The organism is Streptomyces sp. CB02058 (assembly GCF_001905505.1).
Taxonomy (GTDB): domain Bacteria; phylum Actinomycetota; class Actinomycetes; order Streptomycetales; family Streptomycetaceae; genus Streptomyces.
The window spans coordinates 262,137-282,124 of sequence record NZ_LIPG01000001.1 but is presented as its reverse complement, the minus strand read 5'-3'; the positions used below and the strand labels follow the sequence as shown (position 1 = coordinate 282,124).

Genomic DNA, 19,988 nt, shown 5'->3' with positions numbered 1-19,988 from the left:
TGGTCCGTGCGGAGCGGGCGCCCGCCGCCCGCTCCGCACGGACCGTCCATGATCCGGAGCGGGCGTCTCACCGGACGGACATGGTCCTCGACCGCTTCCGGGAGGGACTACGCTCCGCTTCGTGGCTGATATCCAGATTCCCGCAGACCTCAAGCCCGCCGACGGCCGTTTCGGCGCCGGGCCCTCCAAGGTGCGGACGGAGGCGGTCGACGCGCTGGCCGCGACCGGCACCTCTCTTCTCGGTACGTCCCACCGCCAGGCCCCGGTCAAGAACCTGGTCGGCGAGGTGCGCGACGGCGTGCGCAGCCTCTTCTCCCTCCCCGAGGGGTACGAGGTCGTCCTGGGCAACGGCGGCTCGACCGCCTTCTGGGACGTCGCGACGCACGGCCTGATCGAGTCGAAGTCCCAGCACCTGAACTTCGGCGAGTTCTCGTCGAAGTTCGCGAAGGCGGCCAAGCTGGCCCCGTGGCTGGCCGACCCGACCGTCATCGCCTCGGACCCGGGCACCCACCCGGACCCGAAGGCCGAGGCGGGCGTCGACGTGTACGCCTTCACCCACAACGAGACCTCCACCGGTGTCGCGGCCCCCGTCAAGCGGGTCGCGGGCGCCGACGAGGGCTCCCTCGTCCTGGTGGACGCCACCTCCGGTGCGGGCGGCCTGCCGGTCGACATCACCGAGACGGACGTCTACTACTTCGCCCCGCAGAAGTCCTTCGCCTCCGACGGCGGCCTGTGGATCGGTGTCTTCTCCCCGGCGGCCCTGGAGCGCGCCGCGCGCGTCCACGCCTCGGGCCGGCACATCCCGGAGTTCTTCTCGCTGCCCACGGCGATCGACAACTCCCTGAAGAACCAGACGTACAACACCCCGGCGCTGGCCACCCTCTTCCTGCTGAACGAGCAGCTGAAGTGGATGAACACCCAGGGCGGCCTGGAGTTCACGACCGGCCGCACCGCCGCGTCCTCGCAGAACCTGTACGGCTGGGCCGACGAGTCGAAGTACGCCACCCCGTTCGTCACCGACCCGGCGAAGCGCTCGCAGGTCATCGGCACGATCGACTTCGAGGACGGCATCGACGCGGCGGCCGTCGCCAAGGTGCTCCGCGCCAACGGCATCGTCGACACGGAGCCGTACCGCAAGCTGGGCCGCAACCAGCTGCGCGTGGCGATGTTCCCGGCGATCGACCCGGCGGACGTCCAGGCACTCACCGCCTGCATCGACTACGTCATCGACAAGCTCTGACGGTCACCCGTCCCGGACGGCCCTGCTCACCCCGGTGAGCAGGGCCGTTTCTGCTTTCACTCGCCCGGGTGACGGGCCGGGATCACGACGGAAACCGGCCCACCGCCCTACGATGATGCTCTCGACACCAGCCATCCCAGGAGGCCCGCAATGTCTGCGGCAGCAGTCGAGCACCCCTGTGACGATGGACCGGAACCGATGCTCGTGACGGCGGACCGTCTCATCGAGCGGCTTCCGGGGCATCGCGTCGAGATCATCGGGGGCGTCATCACCGTGGCCCCACGCCCGGACGGGCCGCACGCCCGCACGCTCACCAAACTGATGCGGCCGTTCATCACCGCCGGGCTCGACGACGGCGAGACGGAAGTCCTCCAGGCCGTGGGACTCTGGCTCCCCGGCGGCCCCGAGGAGTACGCGATTCCGGACCTGGCGATCGTCGACGCCGATCTCGACGAGCACCTGGTCGAGAACAACTGCTACGACCCGGCCTGCTTCCGGCTCGTCCTGGAGGTCACCTCCGGCAACTACCAGGCCGACCTGCGGCACAAGGTGGTGGCCTACGCCGAGGCGAAGATCCCCGTCTACGTCATCGTCGATCGCAGGCACGGCCGCGTCCACGTGCTGACCGAGCCCCTGGCTTCCGGTTACGACCGCCACGAGGTGTACGCCCCCGGCCAGCAGGCCCCGCTGCCCGCCTCCATCGGCGCCGAGGTCTCCCTCGACGTCGCCGAGCTGGTGCGGGCGGGCCGCTCGAAGGGCTGAAGGCCGAAGCCCGTCGGCCGGCTAGTGTCCCGCCCCGGCCAGAATCGCGCGGAGCTCCCCGACGCCCGCGCTCCACTGCTCGGCCTGCCCCGCGTCGGCCCACAGCTCCCGCAGCTCGGACTCCGCGGCGACCACCCGCTCCAGGGCCCGCACGGCGAGCTCGCGCAGCTCCACCGGGAGCGGGGGCAGGGGTTCGTCGGGGCCGTAGACGGAGTCCACCTGGGGTCCGCCGGGCTTCTGGGCGGCGAGCAGCGCGGAGGCGGCTATGGCCGTCACCGCGTCGTCGGCGTCGAGATACTCCTCCGGGCCCGTGCGGGCGGCGAAGCCGAGCGCCTCCCGGATCAGCTCCTCCCGCTTGGCGGGCGGGGCGTCGTCGAGACTCCCCGCGAAGTCCGCCGCGGTGTCGCTGTCGAAATGGCCCATCCCCCAGGTGCCCATGGGAGCCCCCTCCTTCAGTCGGTGTCCCCATCCTGCCGCCCGCCACTGACAATCGGCTTCCGCGCGATCAGGAAGGCCTGGTCCGTCGGCTCGGGGTAGGCGCTCTCTGTGTCCCTCTCGCGCACCGTCCGCGCCCGCATCGTCAGCCCGGCCTCCACCAGCAGCGCGGCGACCCGGTCCGGCTGCCTGCGGTGGAAGTCGAGCTCGATCTCCAGGCCCCAGGCGTCGTCCCGCCGCAGCACCGCGTCACCCGCCTGGAAGCCGAGCATGAGGTGCCCGCCGGGGGCGAGGACGCGGTGGAACTCGGCGAGGACCGCGGGGAGCAGGTCGTCCGGCACATGGATCGTGGAGTACCAGGCGAGGAGGCCGCCGAGAGCGCCGTCCGGGAGGTCGAGGGCGAGCATCGAGCCCTCCTGGAAACGGAGTTCGGGGTAGGCCCGCCGGGCCACCGCGAGCATCCCCGGCGACAGGTCGACGCCGAAGACGTCCAGGCCCAGGCCGTGCAGATGAGCCGTCACCCGCCCGGTGCCGCAGCCGACGTCGGCCACCGGCCCTCCCCCGTCCGCCAGGACGATCTCGGCGAAGCCGGCGAGCAGGGCCCGGTCGACGGGCTTGGCGGTGAGTTCGTCCTGGAAGGCCGCGAAGTAGCCGTCCGCCATGACGTCGTACGACGCGCGAGTGGTACGCAGGAAGTCTGGTTCGGTCACGGTCGGGCACTGTAGCGGGGACCACTGACAGTCCGGGGCGCGCCGGCCCGGTCAGGCGCCGGACCCCGGACCCGGTGCGGCGGGCGTCTCGTACCGCCATCGCACCTCCCCGTCCTCCCACTCGTCCGTCGGCAGCAGCCCCGCCGCCGAGGCGACGGCGGCGGAGGCCGCGTGGTCCGGGTGGATGTGGGCGACGACCGTACGGACGGCTCCCCGGTCCAGCAGGTGCCGGACCAGTCCCGTGGCCGCCTCCTTGGCGTATCCCCTGCCCTGCCACCGGGTCCCGACCACCCAGGCCACCTCCGCCCGGGAGCCGCGCACCGTGGCCTGCACATAGCCGGCCAGGGAGCCGTCGGCCCGCACCCTGAGCACCCAGTTCCACCAGAGTTCGGCGGGGTCGGGCGAGCCGGCGGTCTGGCGCTCGTAGCGGGCGAGCAGGGCGGTGGCGTCCTCCGGGGCGCCTCCCGTGTAGGCGTGCAGGGCCGGATCGAAGAGGACCGCGGCCATCTCCTCGGCGTGCGCGACATCGAGCGGCAGCGCGTCGAGGCGGGAGGTGGAGAAGGGCTCGGGGGCCCCGTTGACCTGCATGGGGCGGAGCCTACGCGGCGTCAGCGGCCGAGTCGCTGGAATCCGCGCACGGCGGGCGGCAGGGACACCACGCCCCCACAGGTACGGACGGCCGTCGATGTCACCGCCCGCACCTGCCGGACCACGCTCCGGGCCCATCCCAGGCCGTTCGAGATCAACCGGACCGCACCCTGCACACAGAAAGACAGGAAGGTACCGGATCATCCCGATTTCATGCACCATGGAATACATGGAGACGATCCATGAACTAGAGCCTTTCGTGAAGCAGTACACGGTCCTGCTCAGCAGCCGCAGGCCGGACGGATCAGCGGCCCGTACGCCCGTCAGCATCGCCGTCGAGGGCGACCACGCCTACATCCGTACGTTCTCCTCGGCGTGGAAGGTGGACCGGATGCGCAACCATCCCGTCGTGGAGATCGCCCCGTGCACCGTGCGGGGCGCGCCGACGGGACCGCCCGTGAAGGCCTGGGCGCGACTCCTCCAGGAGGGGTCGAAGGAGAACACCCACGCCTCCCGGACGATGTCCCGGAAGTACCCGGCACTCCACGGTGTGGCGGTACCGCTCGCCCACCGGCTGAAGCGCGACCGGACGCTCCACTACGAGCTGCGGCCGGTCGTCGACGACATCTGAGGAGGCCGTGCGGGCCGGTCCGGCGGTGAGCCCTGCGCCGGGGCCGGGGCGGATCAGGCGTCGTCGAAGTCGGTGCCCCGCGACACCTTCTCCCAGGCGGCCAGCTCCGCCCGCACCGAGTCCAGGTGCCCGGCGATGGCGTCCACCGCGTCGCCGCCGAGCGCGAGCCGCAGAGGCGTCTCCTCGGCTTCCAGGGCCAGCCGGATCGCCGCCGCGGCCTTCGCGGGGTCGCCCGGTGCGTCGGCGCCGCCGGCCTCCACCATCCGCCGGGTCGCACCGGCCGTCTCGGTGTACGCCTGGAGCTCCTCGCTGAACCAGGCCGCGCCCTTGCCGAAGAGATTGGTCCTGAAGCCGCCCGGTTCCACGATCAGCACCTTGACGCCGAACGGCCGCACCTCGTCCACCAGCCCTTCCGAGAGCTGCTCCAGCGCCGCCTTCGTGGCGCTGTACGCGGAGAAACCGGGGAACGAGAGCTGGCCGCCCATGCTGCTCATCATGACGACCGCCCCGCTGCGCCGCTCCCGCATGCTGGGCAGGAGTGCCCTGGTCAGCCGGGCCGGCCCGAAGACGTGCAGGTCGAACAGGGCACGGAGCTCCCGCTCGGTGGTCTCCTCGAACGCCCCGACCTGGGTGCGTCCCGCGTTGTTGACCAGGACGTCCACCCGGCCGTAGCGGGCCAGGACATCGGCGGCGACCTCGTCGATCCGCTCGCCGTCGGTGATGTCCAGGCCGATTGCCTCGACCTGGTCGGGGTGGGCGGCGACCAGGTCGTCGAGGGTCCCGGTGCGGCGGACCGCTGCGATCACGGTGTCGCCCGCGGCGACCGCGGCCTCGGCGACGGCCCGCCCGAAGCCGCTGTTGGCTCCGGTGACCAGCCACACCTTGCCGTTGCTCTCGCCCATGATGGTCTCCTCGTCCTCCGCCGCCCGGGACCGCCCCGTCGACGTGTCCCATCCTTCGCCCGGACCCCGGGGTGCGTCCAAGACCTCCTGTGATAGCCATGGGTTATGGATGTCCACGGGCGCGATCTCCGCTACTTCACCGCCGTGGCCCAGGAGTTGAGCTTCACCCGGGCCGCCGAACAGCTCTACGTCTCGCAGCCCGCACTCAGCAAGCAGATACGGATGCTGGAGAACCGGATCGGCGCCGAACTCTTCGACCGGGACCGGCGTACGGTCCGCCTCACGGCGGCGGGTGAGGCCCTGCTGCCACACGCGCGGGCGGTGCTGGCGGCCTGGGAGACGGCGGAGAGGGCGCTGGAGGAGGCCAAGGCTGCCGAGCTGGGCACCCTGACCGTCGGGATGTCCACCAGTCCGGGGCGCGGCCTGCTGCCCGCGCTGCGGGCCCGCCTCACCGCCCGCCTCCCGTCCGCCCGCCCGGTGCTCCGGCAGGTCAACTGGGCCGACGGCACAGCCGGGTTGGCCGACGGGTCCTGCGATGTGTCCTTCGTCTGGCTGCCGTTGCCGGACGCCGAGCGGTACCGCTGGGTGGTGGTGGCCCGTGAACCGAGGCTGATCGCTCTGCCGGAGCACCATCCGCTCGCGGCCCGGGCCTCCGAGGACCCCGAGGGCACGGCCGACTTCGCGGACTTCCTCGACGAACCCTTCCTCGCCCTGCCACCGGAGGCCGGGCCGATGCGGGACCACTGGCTGGCCCTCGACGCCCGGGGCGGCCGGGAACCACGGATCGGCGGGGTGGTCGCCAGTGCCGAGGAGACGTACGAGGCCGTGGCCAACGGCGAGGGCGTCGTGCTGCTGGCCGCGGGGAACGCCCCGCTGATCGCCCGGGACGGCGTGGTCTGCCTGCCGGTCAGGGGTGTCAGCCCCTCGGAACTGGCGGTGGCGGCCCGCCGCGACGACGAGCGGGCGCCGGTCCGGGCCTATCTGGCGGGCGCGCGGGCGCTGGCGGCCGGGAAGGCAGCGCCCTCCGGCTCCTGAAGGACCGGCAGCCACCAGGCACCGGGGAACTCCCAGGCCCGCACGGGAGCGTACGCCGACCGGGCGACGGGCGGGCCGCCGGCCCACCCGCCCGCTAGAGGCTCTCCGTGTCCTCGACCGCCTCGCCCGCGGGGCCGGTCTCCTCGATGCCGCTGTCCTCGGCGCCGACCGCCCGGCCTTCCCAGTGCAGGACCCGCCAGCCCCGGCCGGGCGCGCCGGAGAGGATGACGATGCCGGTGTTGCGCAGCTCCTGCGCGGACGCGGAGGTGACGTCGATGTTCTCGGCGCGGGCCGCCGACCACATGCGGATGGCGGCGCCGTGGCTGACCATGGCAACGGTCCGCGCTCCGGTGGCCGCGGCCTCCTCGACGACGGCGTCGAAGCGCCGCAGGGCCTCCACGCCGTTCTCCCCGCCCGGCATGCGGAGCGCGGTGTTCCCCGCCGACCAGGCGAACGCGGTGGTCATGTACGTCTCGATCGCCTCGTCGTCCCCGCGCATCTCCAGATCGCCGGCGATCAGCTCCCGGATGCCCTCCCGCACCTGGACGTCGAGGCCGGTCGTGGACGCCAGGGGCGCCGCCGTGAGCTGGGTGCGCAGGAGGCTGGACGCGTAGAGGGCGTCGATCCTCTCGTCCGCCAGGGCGTCCGGCAGAGCCGCTGCCTGCTCCTGTCCCAAGGGAGTCAGGGCAGGGCCCGGCTCGGCGGTGTCCAGCAGGCGCTTGACGTTGGAAGGGGTCTGACCATGGCGGATGAGCAGCAGGCGCATGGGGGATCGGTCTCCGGGAGGACGGGTGGTCGGCCTTCCACTGTGCCACCGTACGGCCCCCGTCGGCCCGGCGGCACCTACCGGCCCCGGCGGCGCCTCGCGGCCATCAGGGCCAGCACGATGACGGCGGCGGCCACGACTCCCCCGGTCGTGGTGCCCTTGCCCGGTCCGTCCTCGCCCCCGTCGTCCCCGGACGACGTCCCGCCGCCGCCGTTGCTCGGGGAGGACGAGCCGCCGTCCTTCCGGTCGTCCCAGCCCTCCACGTCCACGCGCACAACGTCGCTCTTCTCGCCCTCGGAGCCGAACATCATCGCCGAGCCGTCCGCCGTGTAGGTCACCGACTCGGACTGTCCCTGGAGGGGCACGCCCACCGCGTGGTCCGCTCCGAGCCGGCCGTCCTCGAAGGCGTAACGCCGGGCACTGAAGTACGAGCGCAGCACGAGTTCCTTGCCGTCCGGCGAGAACGCCCCGTCGGTGACCCACGGCACCTCGCCCACCCGCCGGAACACGTTGTTCCCGCCGGTCGCCAGCTTCTCGGGGCCCTCGTAGAGCCCGCCGCCGTCCTCGTTCTTCGAGGCGATGTAGACCCGCCCCGTCTTCGGGTGGACCATCATCGCCTCGGCGTTGCGCGCCCCGTCGGCGTACGTCACGTCGAACTGGGTCGCCCGCACCGTGGCGTCCGCGAGCTTCTCAGGCTCCGGGAAGCGGTAGATCCAGACGTGGTCCCAGGAGCCGTCGAGGTTGTCGCCGATGTCGCCGACGTAGAGGTTGCCGTCGGGCCCGAGCGAGATCGCCTCGACGTCCCGGGGCTCGCCCACGCCCTTCATGGTGATCGTCGCGACGGTCTTCCCCGTCCGGGAGTCGACGGCGTAGACGTACGGCCCGTCCTCGCTGTCGTTGTGCGTCCAGTAGACGCCCGGGTGCAGGCGGCTGGCGGCGAGGCCGCTGGACTCGGTGATCCGGGAGTCCTCGATCGTGAAGGTACGGTCCGCCCCGTCCCCGTCGTCCGCGACGGCGGGGGCCGCCCCCGTGAGGAGCAGGAGGGCAGCGGCGGCGGAGACGGTCAGCGGCGATCTCATGGCACAAGTGTCCACTGTCACGTCGCAGGCCGGAGCGCTGATCGGCCATGATGTCGCCATGCGTTTTCTCTTCGTCGGCGACAGCATGACCGTGGGCAGGGCCGGCGACTTCACCTGGCGCTACCGCATGTGGCAGCACCTCGAAGCGACCCTGGGCGACGGCGGGTACGCGATCACGGGCCCGCGCACCGAGCTGTACGACCCCGAGGCGGACGCCCCGCTCTCCCACACGTACGCCGATCCCGCCTTCCCGGCCCCCGCACGCCGGCACCTGTCCGGCTGGGGCGAGGGCTGGCTGCACATGGCCCCCGTCATCGCGGACACGGTCACCGCGACCCGCGCCGACGTCCTGCTGGTCTCGCTCGGCCTGATCGACCTCGGCTTCTACACGGACAGCGCGCAGACCGCCGCGAACGTACGGGCCTTCATCGCCGGGGCCCGCACCGCGAACCCGCGGATCAGGATGGTGCTCCTCCCGGTCATACCGAACATACGGGCGGAGTCCGACGCCCCCTTCGCCGCCGAGTGCGACCGCTTCAACACCCTGCTCGCGAAGGCGGTCGCCGACCTGGACACCGCCGCGTCCCCGGTCCTGCTGGCCTCGGCCCCCGCGGGCTACGACATCCACACGGACACCTACGACGGCACCCACCCCGGCCCGACCGGCGAGCACCGCCTCGCCGGGGCCTTCGCCGACGCGATGCACCAGGCGTGGGGCGTGGGCGGCCCGTACGCGGGCGTGCTCGCGGGGACAGTCCCCGCCGGGGCGTGAGCAGGTGACGAAGAGGCCGGACAGCCGTGCGAAGCACTGGAGTTGGCGTCACGGCCGGGTGACCGCGCTGCTCTGCGCCCTGGTAGCCGTCCTGCTCGTGCTGCCGGGAGCCGTCCCCAACACCCCTGGGCGCGTGGGCAGTCTGCTGGAGACCTTCCTCCCCTGGCTCGGACTGGCCGTCCCGGTCCTGCTCGTCCCGGCGCTGCTGCGCCGCTCTCTCCTCGCGGCAACCGCCGTGCTGCTGCCCGTCGTCGCCTGGTCGGGGGTCTTCGGCGGCCTGGTGTTCCCCGGCGAGGCGCCCGAGGCCGATCTCACGGTGGTCCAGCACAACATCAGCGATGTGAACCCCGACCCGGGCGCCACCGCACGGGCGTTGGCGGGCACGGACGCCGGTCTCATCGCCGTGGAGGAGCTGACGGCCCCCGCTCTGCCCGCCTTCGAGGCGGCCCTGGCCGCGAGCCATCCCCACCACGCGACGAAGGGCACGGTCGGGCTCTGGTCGAAGTACCCCCTCACCGGCGTGCGGCTGGTCGACATCAGGCCGGACGGCGTCGGGGAGGGCTGGAACCGGGGACTGCGGGCCGTCGCCCGTACACCGCACGGTGAGATCGCCGTGTACGTCGCCCATCTGCCCTCCGTACGGATCGGCCCGTCCGGGCTCTCCTCCGGGAAGCGCGACGAGAGCGCCGTGCTCCTGGGCAAGGCCCTCGCCGCGGAACCTCTGGACCGCGTGATCCTCCTCGGGGACCTCAACAGCACGCTGGACGACAGGGGCCTGGAGCCGGTCGGCTCGCTGATGGACCCGACGGGCCCGGGCTTCGCCTTCAGCTGGCCCGCGAAGCTGCCGGTGGCACGGATCGACCAGGTCATGGCCCGGTCGGCGACGGTCACCCGCGTACGGTCGCTGCCGGCGACCGGGAGCGACCACCTGCCGATAGCGGCGGACATCAGACTGTGAGCGGTCACCCGCCCGGGACGGCCGGCATCAGGCCGTGAGCGGTCGGCCGGCTCAGCCCACGAACTCCACCCCGAGCATGGCGAGTCCCAGCTTGGTCAGCTCCTCCGTCACCTCGTGGGGCCGCGCCCTGCGCGGGCGGCGGGCGTGGTGGGCCATGAGCTCGTGAACCGTACCGACCATCACCATCACCACGACCCGGTGGTCCCGCTCCTCCACCTCGCCGCGCACCGCCGCCCGCTCGGCCTCGCCGTTCAGGAAGTCGGCCCACAGGTCGCGCCACCGCTTGCAGTGCGCGTCGACGGCCGGGCTGACCCCCAGCACCTCGACGAAGCAGACGCGCGCCTCGCGCAGGTCGCGGGTCACCGCCGTCACATAGGCGTCGAACAGCCTCCGGAAGCGCTGCTCCAGTGAACAGTCGTCCATCCCCTCGGAGAGCAGGGCCTGTTCCGACGCCCGCAGTCCGCTGGTCGTGATCTGGTTGTGCAGAGCCGTCAGCAGTCCCTCGCGGGAGCCGAACTCCTCCCAGAGGACCTCCTCCGGCACTCCCGCCATCACACACACGGCCTGCTCCGACGTCTGCGCGTAGCCGTACACCCCGAACAGCTCCAGGGCGGCCTCCAGGAGCTTTCCGCGGGCGCGCGTACGCGCACCGTCGACCGTCCCATTCAGCTGTTCCACCGGGACATCCACCACGGGTCCTCCTTCGTCGGCCGTATCTCCGGGGCGCGCGACGGCAGTCGAGCGGGTCGCTGGGGCCGAAGAGGGCTTGGTCGCGTCTGGATGGCGCGAGCGCCATTGTCCTGGTTCGTCCGGCACGACACGCCACGCGGCGCGCCGCCGGCCCCACGGACCGCCAGGACCGGTGAGCGCTCGTACAGCAGTCCGGGGCCGCCCGGCGCGCGTCCGAGCGCCCCCTCCTCCCAGGGTCCTAGTAGCGCCCCATGACACCCCTGGCCGCCAGGGTCTCCGACGCGCCGGGGATCATGTGCTCCAGCGCCTTCGCCCCGGTGAAGCGCTTGAGATTCGGCACCAGTTCCAGGTCGTCGAGGCTGCGCACGTCGAAGAGGTCGTCCTCGCCGTCCCACACCGGCGCGCACTCGATGAAGACCTGGTGCCCGCCGTCGAAGGTCAGCTCCTCGACGGTGGCGAGCAGCTCCGCCGGTATCTCCAACTGCTCGAAGTAGGTGCGGGCCTCGTCGAGGACGGTGTACTCCAGCCCCTTCTCCTCGACGTACTCGTGGAGGTCCTCAACCCCGCGCGCCCGCATGTGCTCCGCCATGCTGAACGCCGGGGTGAGCGTCTTGTCCCAGTACATGAGCTGCTCCACCACGAGGAGCTTGAAGTTGAAGTCACGGAATGCCGTCATGCCCCCAGATATATCAACGGGGGCCGACAGCCCCTCGGTCAGAGGCGCTTCAGCACGGCCCGTTTGGCGAGGGCGAACTCCTCGTCGGTGAGGATGCCCGACTCGTACAGCTCACCGAGCTCCCGGAGCCTGCGCAGCAGGACGTCGTGATCGTCGGCCGCCGGGACCGGGGCGGGCGCCGGGGCGGCTTCCGGCTGCTCCACGGGCGGGGCGAGCTCGGCCCGGCCCCCCGGCGACGGCAGCCGCACGAGAACGGCGGCGGCGACCAGCACCGCCGTGTACTCCCGCTTCGACAGCCCCCACAGATCCAGGGAGTACGGGTCGAACTTGGCGGGCGACGGCGAGACGGCGCCGCCCCGGTCGAAGCGCAGGGAGCCGTTCTCCAGCCCGATGCACGGTATCCAGCGCACCCCGGTGACCTCCGACAGCGGCAGGGTCACCGCGCCGCCCGCGGCCTTCGACTCCTCGGCCTTCCAGTTCCAGGTGAGGCGGACGGTCTGCCCGTCGAAGGACGCCGTGCCGTCACCACCGCCGCCGGACACCGGCACCGAGGGTCCCGGCAGCAGGAAGCCGTCCACGGGTCCGTCGGGGACCTGTTCAATCAGCAGGGCGTTGCGGATCTCGTCGACGAGATACTCGGCCACGCCCGCGCGGTCCTTCTCGACCACGAGCTGGTACGGGTCGGAGGTGTCCTTGAGCCGCCCGTCGGCCGCCCGCAGGACGGGGCAGGCGCCGTCGCGCAGTCTCAGCCGCAGACGGCCGCCCTTGCGGTCCGGCTCGAACGACACCCCGGCCACCGCGCGCAGCGGGACGGCGAACTCGCCGAGGTCCTGTCGCACCGGGTGGACCTTGCTGCCGGGGACGACGCGTATCGCGTCCCCGTCGAAGCTCCACGTTCCGTCACGCGTGATGATGTCCGCCATGCTCCGGATTCTGCCAGCCGGACGCGGAGCGCGGCGCGGTTCGGCGGGGGACGGCCCTTGGCCACCGGCAGCGGCGGCACCGGGAGGCGCGAAGCGCTCCCGCCACGGGAGTACGCAACGGAGTGGGCCCCCGGCGCGTGTCCTGGGGCGCACACCGCGCGACGCGGGACTAGAACGGTCCCTCGAAGAACCCCAGGACAGTCGTCCGGTCGAAGCGGCGCTCCGACACGTCCTGCCTCGTGGCCGTCCAGTACAGGACCCCGCCCACCAGGCCGTGCCATTGACCGAGCAGCGCCCAGTCCCCCGGCCGGGGGGCTTCCCAGGGGCTCGGGCGCCGGCCCTCCTCACCGGGCCCGCCGTCCGCGTCCTCCCGGCGCTGCGCGTGCAGTTGGCACGCCGTGACGGGGTCGTCCTCGCCGTAGGGGTCCGTGGCGTAACCGTCGATCTGCAAATGTCCCCGGCCGAGCTGCTTCCAGTCCGCGTCCCGCACGTCGGCCCAGGCCGCGCGCAGTTCGCCGGCGTGCGGGTGCTCGGAAGGGTCGAAGAGCACCTCGTGGTCCGGCAGCGAGACGTCGTGGGCGAGCCGCAGCTCTCCCAGCTCCTCCAGTCGCACATCGAGATCCGCCATCGCGTGGTCCGGTTCGTAGCCATGGTCCACGCGTCGTTCCTCGACGGGTATACCGGCCGGGACGTACACCACCTCGCCGGACGCCTCGCACTCCTCCAGGTCGGCGTGGGCGAACAGCAGAAGCCGGCCGTCGGACGGCAGGTGCAGCCCTGTCGCCCCCTGTGGCAGTGCGGTGAGCTCCAGGGTGGCGATCAGATGCAGGTGCCGGCCGAGCTCGGGAGCGTCGGCGGGAAGCATCACAGGACCGCCGAGCCGCCCCACCACGAGCCCGTCCGCCATCGGAGCCAGGGTCACGCACGGGCGGGCGGACGCCAGCCAGCGCTCCACCGCGTCGGCCGGGACGCCGCGTGCGAGCGCCTTCCGGCGGAAACGGTCCAGCTTCTCGGACACCTCAGTTCTCATACGCCGAACCTAGCTCCCGCCTATGACAGTTGCCCCGCCAGCCGGTCCACGCCAGGGCACCCCTGCCAGGGCACCCCGGCTACGGCGCGCAGGGCGCTGCTTCGCCGCCAGGGGTGGGCGCCCCGGCCCGCGCGAAGCGTTGCCGCCACGGGAGGGGGTCGGGCTCGGCCTCCGCCAGAGCCCTCTGCCGGGACCAGTGCTCCCGTGCGGCGCGTCGGCGGCACGGGCCGCACTCGGCCTCGTCGGCGACCGGACGGAAGACGTGTTCCTCCTCCCCCCGCGCCGCGCAGACCACCAGTTCCGCGACGGGCGGCGGTGCGGCAGGCTCCGGGGAGTGCCCGGCGGGGAGCTCCGGCGGCATCTTGTGCAGCAGCCTGAAGCGCAGGAACCCGACCGCCGATCGCACCCCGTCGCCCGGCAGTTCACTGGTCAGCACGCGCCGCAGCTCACCCGCCGACACCCCGCGCGACAGCCAGCGGGCGGCGAGTTCGGCGAGCGCCCTGGCCTCCCGCGCCCCGAGGTACAGCTCCCGCCTCACATGCCGCAGCGACAGCAACACGCGCTCGCCTTCCGCCACTTCCGGGCCCAGCTCGGTCTCGGGCCCGGCTTCGGCTTCGGCTTCGGCTTCGGCTTCGGCTTCGGAGGGTGGGTGGGGAATGTTCTTCTCCAGTTCTTCATCCACCGGTAGTTGATGACCGACCACCCGACCGGCTGGTTCACCGACCGTCGGTTTCCGGGCACTCGGAAGCACCGGGGGGCGTCCCTGGCGGAGCCCGGCCGCCTCCTCGCGCGTGAGGGGGACGTTGGAGAGGAGCTGCTCCGTCACCCACCGCCCGCGCTCCCCCTGCTCGCGCCACTCATGGACGTAACCATGCGCGACCAGCAGTTCCTTGGACTTCTGATACGCCCGCCCGGTGATGCCGAGCTTCCGCGCGTGCTCGCTGAGCGGCAGGCCGGCCTGGTCGTCGGGGAGCCCTTGAATGGCCAGGAGCAGAATCTTCGCGTCGCTGGTCAGCCGCGTATGGCGTACGACGTCGTGCGAAGCCTTCGTGTAGCGCCGGGAGGGCGCGATAGCATGCCGAAGCATCTCGGTGGACTCCTGATCCACTCGCGGGTGAAGGCTCTCGGGCTGGTGTTGGTAGCACCCCCGGGGGCCGCCCGTACACATCGTGTGCACGGAACGTGATGACGCGATTACGTTACCGCACACGGAGGGGTCCTGTTCCGCATATGCCCCGATACGCGATCATGGGCCAACTCACCCCTCCGCAACGGCTGCTGTCGCCCGCCACGAGCCCGTGAACAGCGGTACGACCGGTCGCTCCGCCCCTCCCGTCACACCGCCGGGCACCGCTCGCGCAGGAGCTCCACGCCGTCGCCCGAGAGGTCGTCGCAGTGCGGCCCCCGTCCCGTCATGGCCATCAGCAGGGACAGGGTGGGGCCGGTCACGAGGGGGCCGGTGCCTGTCCTGAACGGCCCGTCGTCGGCGGCGAGGCTCAGGCCCTCGATCCGCCCCTTGGCGAGGACCACCATGTCCGTGCCCGCGTAGTACTCGGCCACCCGTGTCAGCACCTCGATCGGGGAGTCGTGGCGGATGCCCAGAGGGCGCCGGATGTCCTCACCGTGCACGATCGTCTCGCCCAGCATGGCCAGGACGGGCAGCGGGGGCTTGGTCGTGCTCGTGACGGACTGCCGGAAGCGTTCAAGGGTCTCGGCCGGGGTCGCGCCCATCTGCTCGGCCAGCCGGACGGCCACCTGCTTGTCGAAGTCGAACCGGCAGCGGATCACTCCGGCCATCCAGCGCACCGGGTTCAGACGCGCCCCCGCGGTGAGATGGGCGAGGACCTCACGCACCGTCAGTGCGGTGCAGAGGGAGGTGGTCCGCCACCGCTCATCGGTCAGGTCCGCGAGATCGGAGGCAAGTGCCGCCCTCTCCGCGTGGATCAACGGCCATACCGTCGCTGTCGATTCGGTACCGGTCATGCGGCTCTCCTGTCACGGGTCGTACGGGGAGGCGGAAAACGCGGGGGTTCAGCGGTAGAGCTCGGTGGCGAGGGCGATGGCGGTGTGGGTGGCCGGGTGAGCGTCGTGGGTGCGCCACATGAGGTACACGGGGACGGGTTCCGCGTGGCGCAGGGGACGGTAGACGATCCCGTCGCGGCGGTACTGGGCTGCCGTGGCCTGGGGGGTGAGGCCGATGCAGCGGCCGGTGGCGATGGCGGCGAGCCAGTCGTCGATGTCGTGGATGTATTCGACGGCGGGCCGGTCGTCCGCGGACCAGAGGTCCAGCGTGGTGGTGCCCGTGCGCCGGTCGATCGCCAGGGTCCGGCCGCGGACCTCGTCCAGGCGGATGCTGCGGCGACGGGCCCAGGGGTCGTCGGACGCCAGCGCGACACAGCGGGCCTCGTGACCGATCAGGGCGTACGACCAGGACGTCAGGTCGAGCGGGGCGCGGACGACGGCGAGGTCGCACCGGCCCTCCGCCAGGCCGCCCGTGGGGCTGTTGTGGCGGATCAGGCGCAGTTCGGTCTCGGGGTGCTGTTCGTGCCAGCGGCGCTGGAACTCGGTGGTGTGGCGGCCGAAGGCGGACCAGGCGTGGCCCACGTGCAGCCGGGTGTGGCCCACGGTGGCCTCGCGCACGAGTTCGTCCGCGCCCGCGAGCAGGACGCGCGCACGGGCCAGGACCTGCACGCCCACCGTCGTGGGGGCGACGGAGCGGCTCGTACGGTGCAGCAGCCGCACCCCGAGCACTCCCTCCAGCGCGGTCAGCGTCCGGGAGACGGCGGCCTGGGAGACGCCGAGTTCGTGCGCGGCGTCGGTGAAGCTGCCGGTGTCGACGATGGCGACCAGACAGCGCAGCTGCTTCAGCTCCACCGCGCCGGCCGTCTTCCGCCCATCATCCATACGCCCAGCGTATAGGTCGCGCGCCCCATGCATTTTGCGCATGGATGGTGGCGTCCCATGGTGGGCGCATGAAGCCCGCGACCTCCCCCGCAGCCGTGCCGTCCGCCACCCCGCAGGCCGCCGGTGCGCGCGGTCCCGGCCCGCGCGCGGAGCGCTGGGGCGGGATGGCGCTGATGCTGGGCAGCGGCCTGTCCAACCAGAGCGGAGCGGCGGTCGCGGCGCTGGCCTTCCCGGCGATCGGGCCGGTCGGCGTGGTGGCGGTGCGCCAGTGGGTGGCCGCCGCCGTGCTCGGGACGGCCGGACGGCCCCGGCTGCGGAGCTTCACCGCGGCGCAGTGGCGCCCGGTACTGTGCCTGGCGCTGGTGTTCGCCGGGATGAACCTGTCCCTGTACGCGGCGATCGAGCGGATCGGGCTCGGGCTGGCCGTCACGCTGGAGTTCCTCGGCCCGCTGACCGTGGCCCTGGCCGGCTCCCGCCGCCGTGCCGACCTCGCCTCCGCACTGGCCGCGGCGGGAGCGGTGGCGGTACTGGCACGCCCCACCCCCACCACCGACTACCTCGGCATCGGCCTCGCCCTGCTGGCGGCGGTCTGCTGGGGCTGCTACATCCACTGCAACCGCACCGTCGGGGCCCGGCTGCCCGGTCTGGAGGGGTCGGCCGCCGCCGCCCTGGTCTCGGGCGCGCTGTATCTGCCCGTGGGCGTGTGGGTGCTCTGGCAGCACCCGCCCACACCGCTGGCGCTGGTCTGCGCGCCGGTCGCCGGGGTGCTCTCGTCGGCCGTGCCGTTCGTGGCGGACCTGATGGCCCTGCGCCGGGTGCCACCGCACTTCTTCGGCGTCTTCATGAGCGTGAACCCGGTCTTCGCCGCGCTGATCGGCCTCGCGGTCCTGGACCAGCACCTGGACGCGGCCTCCTGGTCGGCCGTCGCGGTGATCGTCGCCGCCAACACCGTCGTGGTCTCCACGGCGCCCCGGCCCGGCGTCCGCGCCGACGCCGCCACCCGGCACGAGTCCGACCGGTCATACTGCGAGAGCGATCCTGCTTGCCCGGCAAAGGAGTTGAGCACCGATGCCCGAGAGTTCCTCGCAGGACCTGAAGGACGACTGCCGTGACTGCGGCCACCCGCGCTACCGCCATGCGAACGCGTCGGGCCGCTGCGGGTGGGAGTCCAAGGCGGGCTGCGCCTGCACCCTGTACAGGAACGAGCAGGAGACCGGCCTGACGGCCGGCCCCTGCGCCCTGTGCCCGCACCCCCGGCACCTCCATCGCGACGCCCCCTGCCAGGTCCTGTCCTGCCGTTGCGGCTACCGCGAGGAGGACCTCCCGCCCTGGGAGCGCCAGGACCCCTGGGTCTGACCGGTCCTGAGGGGGCTCACCTGCGTACGGCCAGGCCCGAGCCGCACCGGCAGGGGCCTTCGTCCGTACGGTCAGGCCGCGAGGGTGACCGCGTCGATCGCCGGTGCCCTGAGCGTCCTGCGGGCCGTCCCGAGGCTCGTCCCGAGCGTCACGACCGCCGCGATCGCCATGATGGCCAGCCAGGTGCCCGGTCCCTGGTCGGGCAGGACCTGGTCGGTGCGGACCATCGTGAACGGGATGATCCCCGCGAGGCCCGCCACCGTGCCGAGGGACAGCCCGGTCAGCGTGAGGATCACCGACTCCCAGCCGACCACGCCCATGACCTGGCCGGGTGTCGCCCCGGCCAGCCGCTGCTGGCCGAACTCCCGGGAGCGGTAGGACGTCGCCGCGTAGAGGCTGTTGACGAGCATGATGCAGGAGAAGACCACGATGATGCCGACGACGACCAGGTTGAGGGTCTCCAGGTTCTTGTCCTCGACGGTCTTGTCCAGGCCGGACGCGGTGACCCAGTCGCTCTCCACCCCCTGGATGTAGAGGGTGGCGGTGGCCATGCCGGTGAAGATGACCATCGGCATGAGCACTCCGGCGAGTTCGGCACCGCGCCTGCGCAGGTTGCGGGCGCTCAGATAGCCGCCCGCGCCTCCGACGGCGGCCAGCGGCCCGCGCGTCCGGCCCAGCAGCCCGCCGAGCAGGAAGGGCGCGAGGACGGCGAAGCCCACGGAGAGCAGGATCGCCCCGTAGGCGGGGAACGCCATCAGCATCTCCTCGGTGCTGTCGACGGCGTACGTCGTGAGGACACCGCCGGCCCCGGCGACCAGTGCCGCGCAGCCCGCGAGGACGCGGCCCCGGCCCCCGGACCGGCGCGCTCCGACGGCCCTCGTGGCACGGCGTACGGCGAGGAACGCGGCGCCCGCCGAGGCGAGGACCGCGATGCCGAAGCCGGAGCCGAGCGCCATCGCGCCGAAGGCGGGGTCGACGTGGGCGGCGACCTGGCCGCTGTCCTTGAACATGTCGAGCAGGAGCCTGCCGCCGAGCATGGCGGGGCCGATGGCGAGCACCGTCCCGGCCAGCCCCACCACGGCCGACTCCCCGACGACCATGCGGGTGATCTGGGCGGGGGTGGCGCCCGTGCAGCGCAGCAGGTGGATCTCCTCCGCGCGCTGGCGGACGCTGACGGTGAGGGTGGAGGCGACGGCGAAGAAGACGAGGAGCGAGCCGTACCCGCCGACGACGCTCGCGGAGAGGGTCAGGGACTCCGCGCTGACGTCGTCGACCCCGGGACCGGCAGCCGTGTCGAGCAGGGAGCTGAACGTCATGATGACGGCCGCGCCGAGGAACGCGGAGAGCAGCGTGGCCAGGAAGCGCCCCGGGCGCTTGCGGACGGAGCGGAAGGCGAGGAACAGCATGGCTCACACCTCCATCAACGGGCTGTTGTGCGAACGGCGTTCGGCCACGATGTCGCCGAGGTGCGTCATCCGTTCGGCGACGGCCTCGGCGGTGGGCGCCGCGAGGTGGCCGGCCAGGCGTCCGTCCGCGAGGAAAAGCACCGAGTCGGCGTAGGAGGCGGCCACCGGGTCGTGGGTGACGAGGACGACGGTGGTGCCGTGCAGGCGCACGGTCTCCCTCAGCAGGCCGAGGACATCGCGTGCGCTGCGGGTGTCCAGGGCGCCGGTCGGCTCGTCGGCGAAGACCACGGCCGGCCGGGTGACCAGGGCGCGGGCGATGGCGACGCGCTGGCGCTGGCCGCCGGAGAGCTCGTCGGGGAGGTGACGGAGGCGCTCGCCGAGACCCACCTGCGTCAGGATCGAGCGGACCCGCTCCGGGTCGGCCCTGCGGCCGGCCAGCCGCAGCGGCAGCGAGGTGTTCTCCTCGACGGTCAGGGTGGGCAGCAGGTTGTACTGCTGGAAGATGAAGCCGATCCGCTCGCGCCGGAACTTCGTGCGCGCCGCCTCGCTCCCGCCGCCCATCTCCTCACCGTCCACGAGGATCTGCCCCCGGTCGGCGCGGTCCAGACCGGCCGCGCACTGGAGCAGCGTGGACTTGCCCGAGCCCGAGGGGCCCATGACCGCGGTGAAGCTCCCGGTGGGCAGGCTCAGCGTCACCCCGTCCAGGGCGGTCACCGCACCGTCCCCGGACCCGTACACCTTGGTCACCGAAACCAGCCGCAGCGCCTCGTCCGTCCGGCGCGGGGACTGCCTCTTGCGATCGAACATGGTCATCACCCTCTGCTCGTCGGACGCCCTCTGCGTCACTACATCGACGCTACGGACGCGGGAGGACGAGCACATTGGCGCACGCACCCCGCTTCGAGGTGGCGCTGAGTACACCCCGCGCGGGGGGACAGCACCGGAGGCAGGTTCCGTCGCCCCGGCCCGGGCGGCCACGGCAGCGACTTTGGTCGCTGCCCACCGCGACGAACGGCCACAGCGGTGCCCGGTCGATGGGCCCTAACGTGACCGCGTGACTCGTGTGGACTCCCTGACCTCCCCAGCACCGGCCCGCCCGACGACGACGGCGGTGGGACGGCTCCT

The 19,988-nt window shown here is 72.6% G+C and carries 23 protein-coding genes; 8 read left to right on the top strand and 15 right to left on the bottom strand.

Annotated features, from left to right (window positions below; genetic code table 11):
* The first annotated feature begins 121 nt into the window (after positions 1 to 121).
* A complete protein-coding gene (gene serC / locus AMK10_RS01420) occupies positions 122 to 1,240 on the top strand; it encodes a phosphoserine transaminase (RefSeq protein WP_073743960.1) in 1,119 nt (372 codons plus the stop codon).
* A gap of 150 nt (positions 1,241 to 1,390) precedes the next feature.
* A complete protein-coding gene (locus AMK10_RS01415; protein ID WP_073743958.1) occupies positions 1,391 to 2,002 on the top strand; it encodes a Uma2 family endonuclease in 612 nt (203 codons plus the stop codon).
* Between the two features lie 21 nt (positions 2,003 to 2,023).
* Here the strand turns inward: AMK10_RS01415 and AMK10_RS01410 are convergent, their stop codons facing one another.
* From AMK10_RS01410 to AMK10_RS01400, 3 genes are read right to left on the bottom strand one after another with little or no spacing between them, the layout of a single operon-like run.
* Positions 2,024 to 2,440, bottom strand: a complete 417-nt coding sequence (locus AMK10_RS01410) for a DUF4259 domain-containing protein (RefSeq protein WP_073743956.1) — start codon at positions 2,438 to 2,440, stop codon at positions 2,024 to 2,026.
* Between the two features lie 14 nt (positions 2,441 to 2,454).
* Positions 2,455 to 3,147 carry a class I SAM-dependent methyltransferase gene (locus AMK10_RS01405; protein ID WP_073743954.1) on the bottom strand — a complete coding sequence of 231 codons (693 nt, stop codon included), beginning with the start codon at positions 3,145 to 3,147 and terminating at the stop codon, positions 2,455 to 2,457.
* A gap of 51 nt (positions 3,148 to 3,198) precedes the next feature.
* Positions 3,199 to 3,735 carry a GNAT family N-acetyltransferase gene (locus AMK10_RS01400; RefSeq protein WP_073743952.1) on the bottom strand — a complete coding sequence of 179 codons (537 nt, stop codon included), beginning with the start codon at positions 3,733 to 3,735 and terminating at the stop codon, positions 3,199 to 3,201.
* Positions 3,736 to 3,964: 229 nt separating this feature from the next.
* Here AMK10_RS01400 and AMK10_RS01395 point away from each other — a divergent pair, with 229 nt between their 5' ends.
* The gene (locus tag AMK10_RS01395) at positions 3,965 to 4,366 is read left to right on the top strand and encodes a PPOX class F420-dependent oxidoreductase (protein WP_073745961.1); all 402 of its coding nucleotides are present in this window, start codon (positions 3,965 to 3,967) and stop codon (positions 4,364 to 4,366) included.
* Positions 4,367 to 4,419: 53 nt separating this feature from the next.
* Here the strand turns inward: AMK10_RS01395 and AMK10_RS01390 are convergent, their stop codons facing one another.
* Positions 4,420 to 5,268: an oxidoreductase gene (locus tag AMK10_RS01390; protein WP_073745959.1), complete on the bottom strand. Its 849-nt coding sequence runs from the start codon at positions 5,266 to 5,268 to the stop codon at positions 4,420 to 4,422.
* A gap of 105 nt (positions 5,269 to 5,373) precedes the next feature.
* Between AMK10_RS01390 and AMK10_RS01385 the strand changes: the two genes are divergently transcribed.
* A complete protein-coding gene (locus AMK10_RS01385; protein ID WP_073743950.1) occupies positions 5,374 to 6,303 on the top strand; it encodes a LysR family transcriptional regulator in 930 nt (309 codons plus the stop codon).
* Between the two features lie 94 nt (positions 6,304 to 6,397).
* Here the strand turns inward: AMK10_RS01385 and AMK10_RS01380 are convergent, their stop codons facing one another.
* Both AMK10_RS01380 and AMK10_RS01375 read right to left on the bottom strand, forming a co-directional pair.
* On the bottom strand, positions 6,398 to 7,069 hold the full coding sequence (locus AMK10_RS01380; RefSeq protein WP_073743948.1) for a histidine phosphatase family protein: 672 nt from the start codon (positions 7,067 to 7,069) through the stop codon (positions 6,398 to 6,400).
* Between the two features lie 77 nt (positions 7,070 to 7,146).
* Complete coding sequence (locus AMK10_RS01375; RefSeq protein ID WP_073743946.1) at positions 7,147 to 8,148, bottom strand: hypothetical protein; 1,002 nt, start codon at positions 8,146 to 8,148, stop codon at positions 7,147 to 7,149.
* Between AMK10_RS01375 and AMK10_RS01370 the strand changes: the two genes are divergently transcribed.
* Positions 8,147 to 8,920: a GDSL-type esterase/lipase family protein gene (locus AMK10_RS01370; RefSeq protein WP_241839459.1), complete on the top strand. Its 774-nt coding sequence runs from the start codon at positions 8,147 to 8,149 to the stop codon at positions 8,918 to 8,920. The genes AMK10_RS01375 and AMK10_RS01370 overlap by 2 nt on opposite strands.
* Positions 8,921 to 8,924: 4 nt before the next feature.
* A complete protein-coding gene (locus AMK10_RS01365; RefSeq protein WP_073743944.1) occupies positions 8,925 to 9,878 on the top strand; it encodes an endonuclease/exonuclease/phosphatase family protein in 954 nt (317 codons plus the stop codon).
* Between the two features lie 51 nt (positions 9,879 to 9,929).
* Here the strand turns inward: AMK10_RS01365 and AMK10_RS01360 are convergent, their stop codons facing one another.
* From AMK10_RS01360 to AMK10_RS01330, 7 genes are all read right to left on the bottom strand, one after another.
* Positions 9,930 to 10,571: a TetR/AcrR family transcriptional regulator gene (locus AMK10_RS01360; protein ID WP_073743942.1), complete on the bottom strand. Its 642-nt coding sequence runs from the start codon at positions 10,569 to 10,571 to the stop codon at positions 9,930 to 9,932.
* A gap of 235 nt (positions 10,572 to 10,806) precedes the next feature.
* The gene (locus AMK10_RS01355; protein WP_073743940.1) at positions 10,807 to 11,244 is read right to left on the bottom strand and encodes a DUF6892 domain-containing protein; all 438 of its coding nucleotides are present in this window, start codon (positions 11,242 to 11,244) and stop codon (positions 10,807 to 10,809) included.
* 38 nt (positions 11,245 to 11,282) lie between these two features.
* The gene (locus AMK10_RS01350) at positions 11,283 to 12,167 is read right to left on the bottom strand and encodes a DUF4429 domain-containing protein (protein ID WP_073743938.1); all 885 of its coding nucleotides are present in this window, start codon (positions 12,165 to 12,167) and stop codon (positions 11,283 to 11,285) included.
* A 169-nt stretch (positions 12,168 to 12,336) separates the two neighbouring features.
* The gene (locus tag AMK10_RS01345; RefSeq protein WP_107428357.1) at positions 12,337 to 13,197 is read right to left on the bottom strand and encodes a DUF1963 domain-containing protein; all 861 of its coding nucleotides are present in this window, start codon (positions 13,195 to 13,197) and stop codon (positions 12,337 to 12,339) included.
* Between the two features lie 79 nt (positions 13,198 to 13,276).
* Positions 13,277 to 14,284, bottom strand: a complete 1,008-nt coding sequence (locus AMK10_RS01340; RefSeq protein ID WP_073743934.1) for a hypothetical protein — start codon at positions 14,282 to 14,284, stop codon at positions 13,277 to 13,279.
* 248 nt (positions 14,285 to 14,532) lie between these two features.
* Complete coding sequence (locus AMK10_RS01335) at positions 14,533 to 15,180, bottom strand: maleylpyruvate isomerase family mycothiol-dependent enzyme (protein WP_073743932.1); 648 nt, start codon at positions 15,178 to 15,180, stop codon at positions 14,533 to 14,535.
* 48 nt (positions 15,181 to 15,228) lie between these two features.
* A complete protein-coding gene (locus tag AMK10_RS01330) occupies positions 15,229 to 16,101 on the bottom strand; it encodes a LysR family transcriptional regulator (protein WP_073743930.1) in 873 nt (290 codons plus the stop codon).
* Positions 16,102 to 16,169: 68 nt separating this feature from the next.
* Between AMK10_RS01330 and AMK10_RS01325 the strand changes: the two genes are divergently transcribed.
* Both AMK10_RS01325 and AMK10_RS01320 read left to right on the top strand, forming a co-directional pair.
* The gene (locus tag AMK10_RS01325) at positions 16,170 to 17,213 is read left to right on the top strand and encodes an EamA family transporter (protein WP_079180591.1); all 1,044 of its coding nucleotides are present in this window, start codon (positions 16,170 to 16,172) and stop codon (positions 17,211 to 17,213) included.
* Entirely contained in the window at positions 17,170 to 17,457 is a 288-nt protein-coding gene (locus AMK10_RS01320) for a hypothetical protein (RefSeq protein ID WP_073743928.1), read from the top strand. The genes AMK10_RS01325 and AMK10_RS01320 overlap by 44 nt, the downstream gene beginning before the upstream one ends.
* A 71-nt stretch (positions 17,458 to 17,528) precedes the next feature.
* Here AMK10_RS01320 and AMK10_RS01315 read toward each other — a convergent pair whose 3' ends face one another.
* Both AMK10_RS01315 and AMK10_RS01310 read right to left on the bottom strand, forming a co-directional pair.
* Positions 17,529 to 18,863, bottom strand: coding sequence for an ABC transporter permease (locus AMK10_RS01315; protein WP_073743926.1), 1,335 nt, complete (start codon positions 18,861 to 18,863; stop codon positions 17,529 to 17,531).
* Positions 18,864 to 18,866: 3 nt separating this feature from the next.
* A complete protein-coding gene (locus tag AMK10_RS01310) occupies positions 18,867 to 19,670 on the bottom strand; it encodes an ABC transporter ATP-binding protein (protein ID WP_073745955.1) in 804 nt (267 codons plus the stop codon).
* Between the last annotated feature and the right edge of the window lie 318 nt (positions 19,671 to 19,988).

Coding starts and splice junctions, on each gene's coding strand:
- AMK10_RS01415 (WP_073743958.1), top strand. CDS start 1,391: ATGTCTGCGGCAGCAGTCGAGCACCCCTGTGACGATGGACCGGAACCG.
- AMK10_RS01410 (WP_073743956.1), bottom strand. CDS start 2,440: ATGGGCACCTGGGGGATGGGCCATTTCGACAGCGACACCGCGGCGGAC.
- AMK10_RS01400 (WP_073743952.1), bottom strand. CDS start 3,735: ATGCAGGTCAACGGGGCCCCCGAGCCCTTCTCCACCTCCCGCCTCGAC.
- AMK10_RS01395 (WP_073745961.1), top strand. CDS start 3,965: ATGGAGACGATCCATGAACTAGAGCCTTTCGTGAAGCAGTACACGGTC.
- AMK10_RS01390 (WP_073745959.1), bottom strand. CDS start 5,268: ATGGGCGAGAGCAACGGCAAGGTGTGGCTGGTCACCGGAGCCAACAGC.
- AMK10_RS01385 (WP_073743950.1), top strand. CDS start 5,374: ATGGATGTCCACGGGCGCGATCTCCGCTACTTCACCGCCGTGGCCCAG.
- AMK10_RS01380 (WP_073743948.1), bottom strand. CDS start 7,069: ATGCGCCTGCTGCTCATCCGCCATGGTCAGACCCCTTCCAACGTCAAG.
- AMK10_RS01370 (WP_241839459.1), top strand. CDS start 8,147: ATGGCACAAGTGTCCACTGTCACGTCGCAGGCCGGAGCGCTGATCGGC.
- AMK10_RS01375 (WP_073743946.1), bottom strand. CDS start 8,148: ATGAGATCGCCGCTGACCGTCTCCGCCGCCGCTGCCCTCCTGCTCCTC.
- AMK10_RS01355 (WP_073743940.1), bottom strand. CDS start 11,244: ATGACGGCATTCCGTGACTTCAACTTCAAGCTCCTCGTGGTGGAGCAG.
- AMK10_RS01350 (WP_073743938.1), bottom strand. CDS start 12,167: ATGGCGGACATCATCACGCGTGACGGAACGTGGAGCTTCGACGGGGAC.
- AMK10_RS01345 (WP_107428357.1), bottom strand. CDS start 13,197: ATGAGAACTGAGGTGTCCGAGAAGCTGGACCGTTTCCGCCGGAAGGCG.
- AMK10_RS01340 (WP_073743934.1), bottom strand. CDS start 14,284: ATGCTTCGGCATGCTATCGCGCCCTCCCGGCGCTACACGAAGGCTTCG.
- AMK10_RS01335 (WP_073743932.1), bottom strand. CDS start 15,180: ATGACCGGTACCGAATCGACAGCGACGGTATGGCCGTTGATCCACGCG.
- AMK10_RS01330 (WP_073743930.1), bottom strand. CDS start 16,101: ATGGATGATGGGCGGAAGACGGCCGGCGCGGTGGAGCTGAAGCAGCTG.
- AMK10_RS01325 (WP_079180591.1), top strand. CDS start 16,170: ATGAAGCCCGCGACCTCCCCCGCAGCCGTGCCGTCCGCCACCCCGCAG.
- AMK10_RS01320 (WP_073743928.1), top strand. CDS start 17,170: ATGCCCGAGAGTTCCTCGCAGGACCTGAAGGACGACTGCCGTGACTGC.
- AMK10_RS01315 (WP_073743926.1), bottom strand. CDS start 18,863: ATGCTGTTCCTCGCCTTCCGCTCCGTCCGCAAGCGCCCGGGGCGCTTC.
- AMK10_RS01310 (WP_073745955.1), bottom strand. CDS start 19,670: ATGTTCGATCGCAAGAGGCAGTCCCCGCGCCGGACGGACGAGGCGCTG.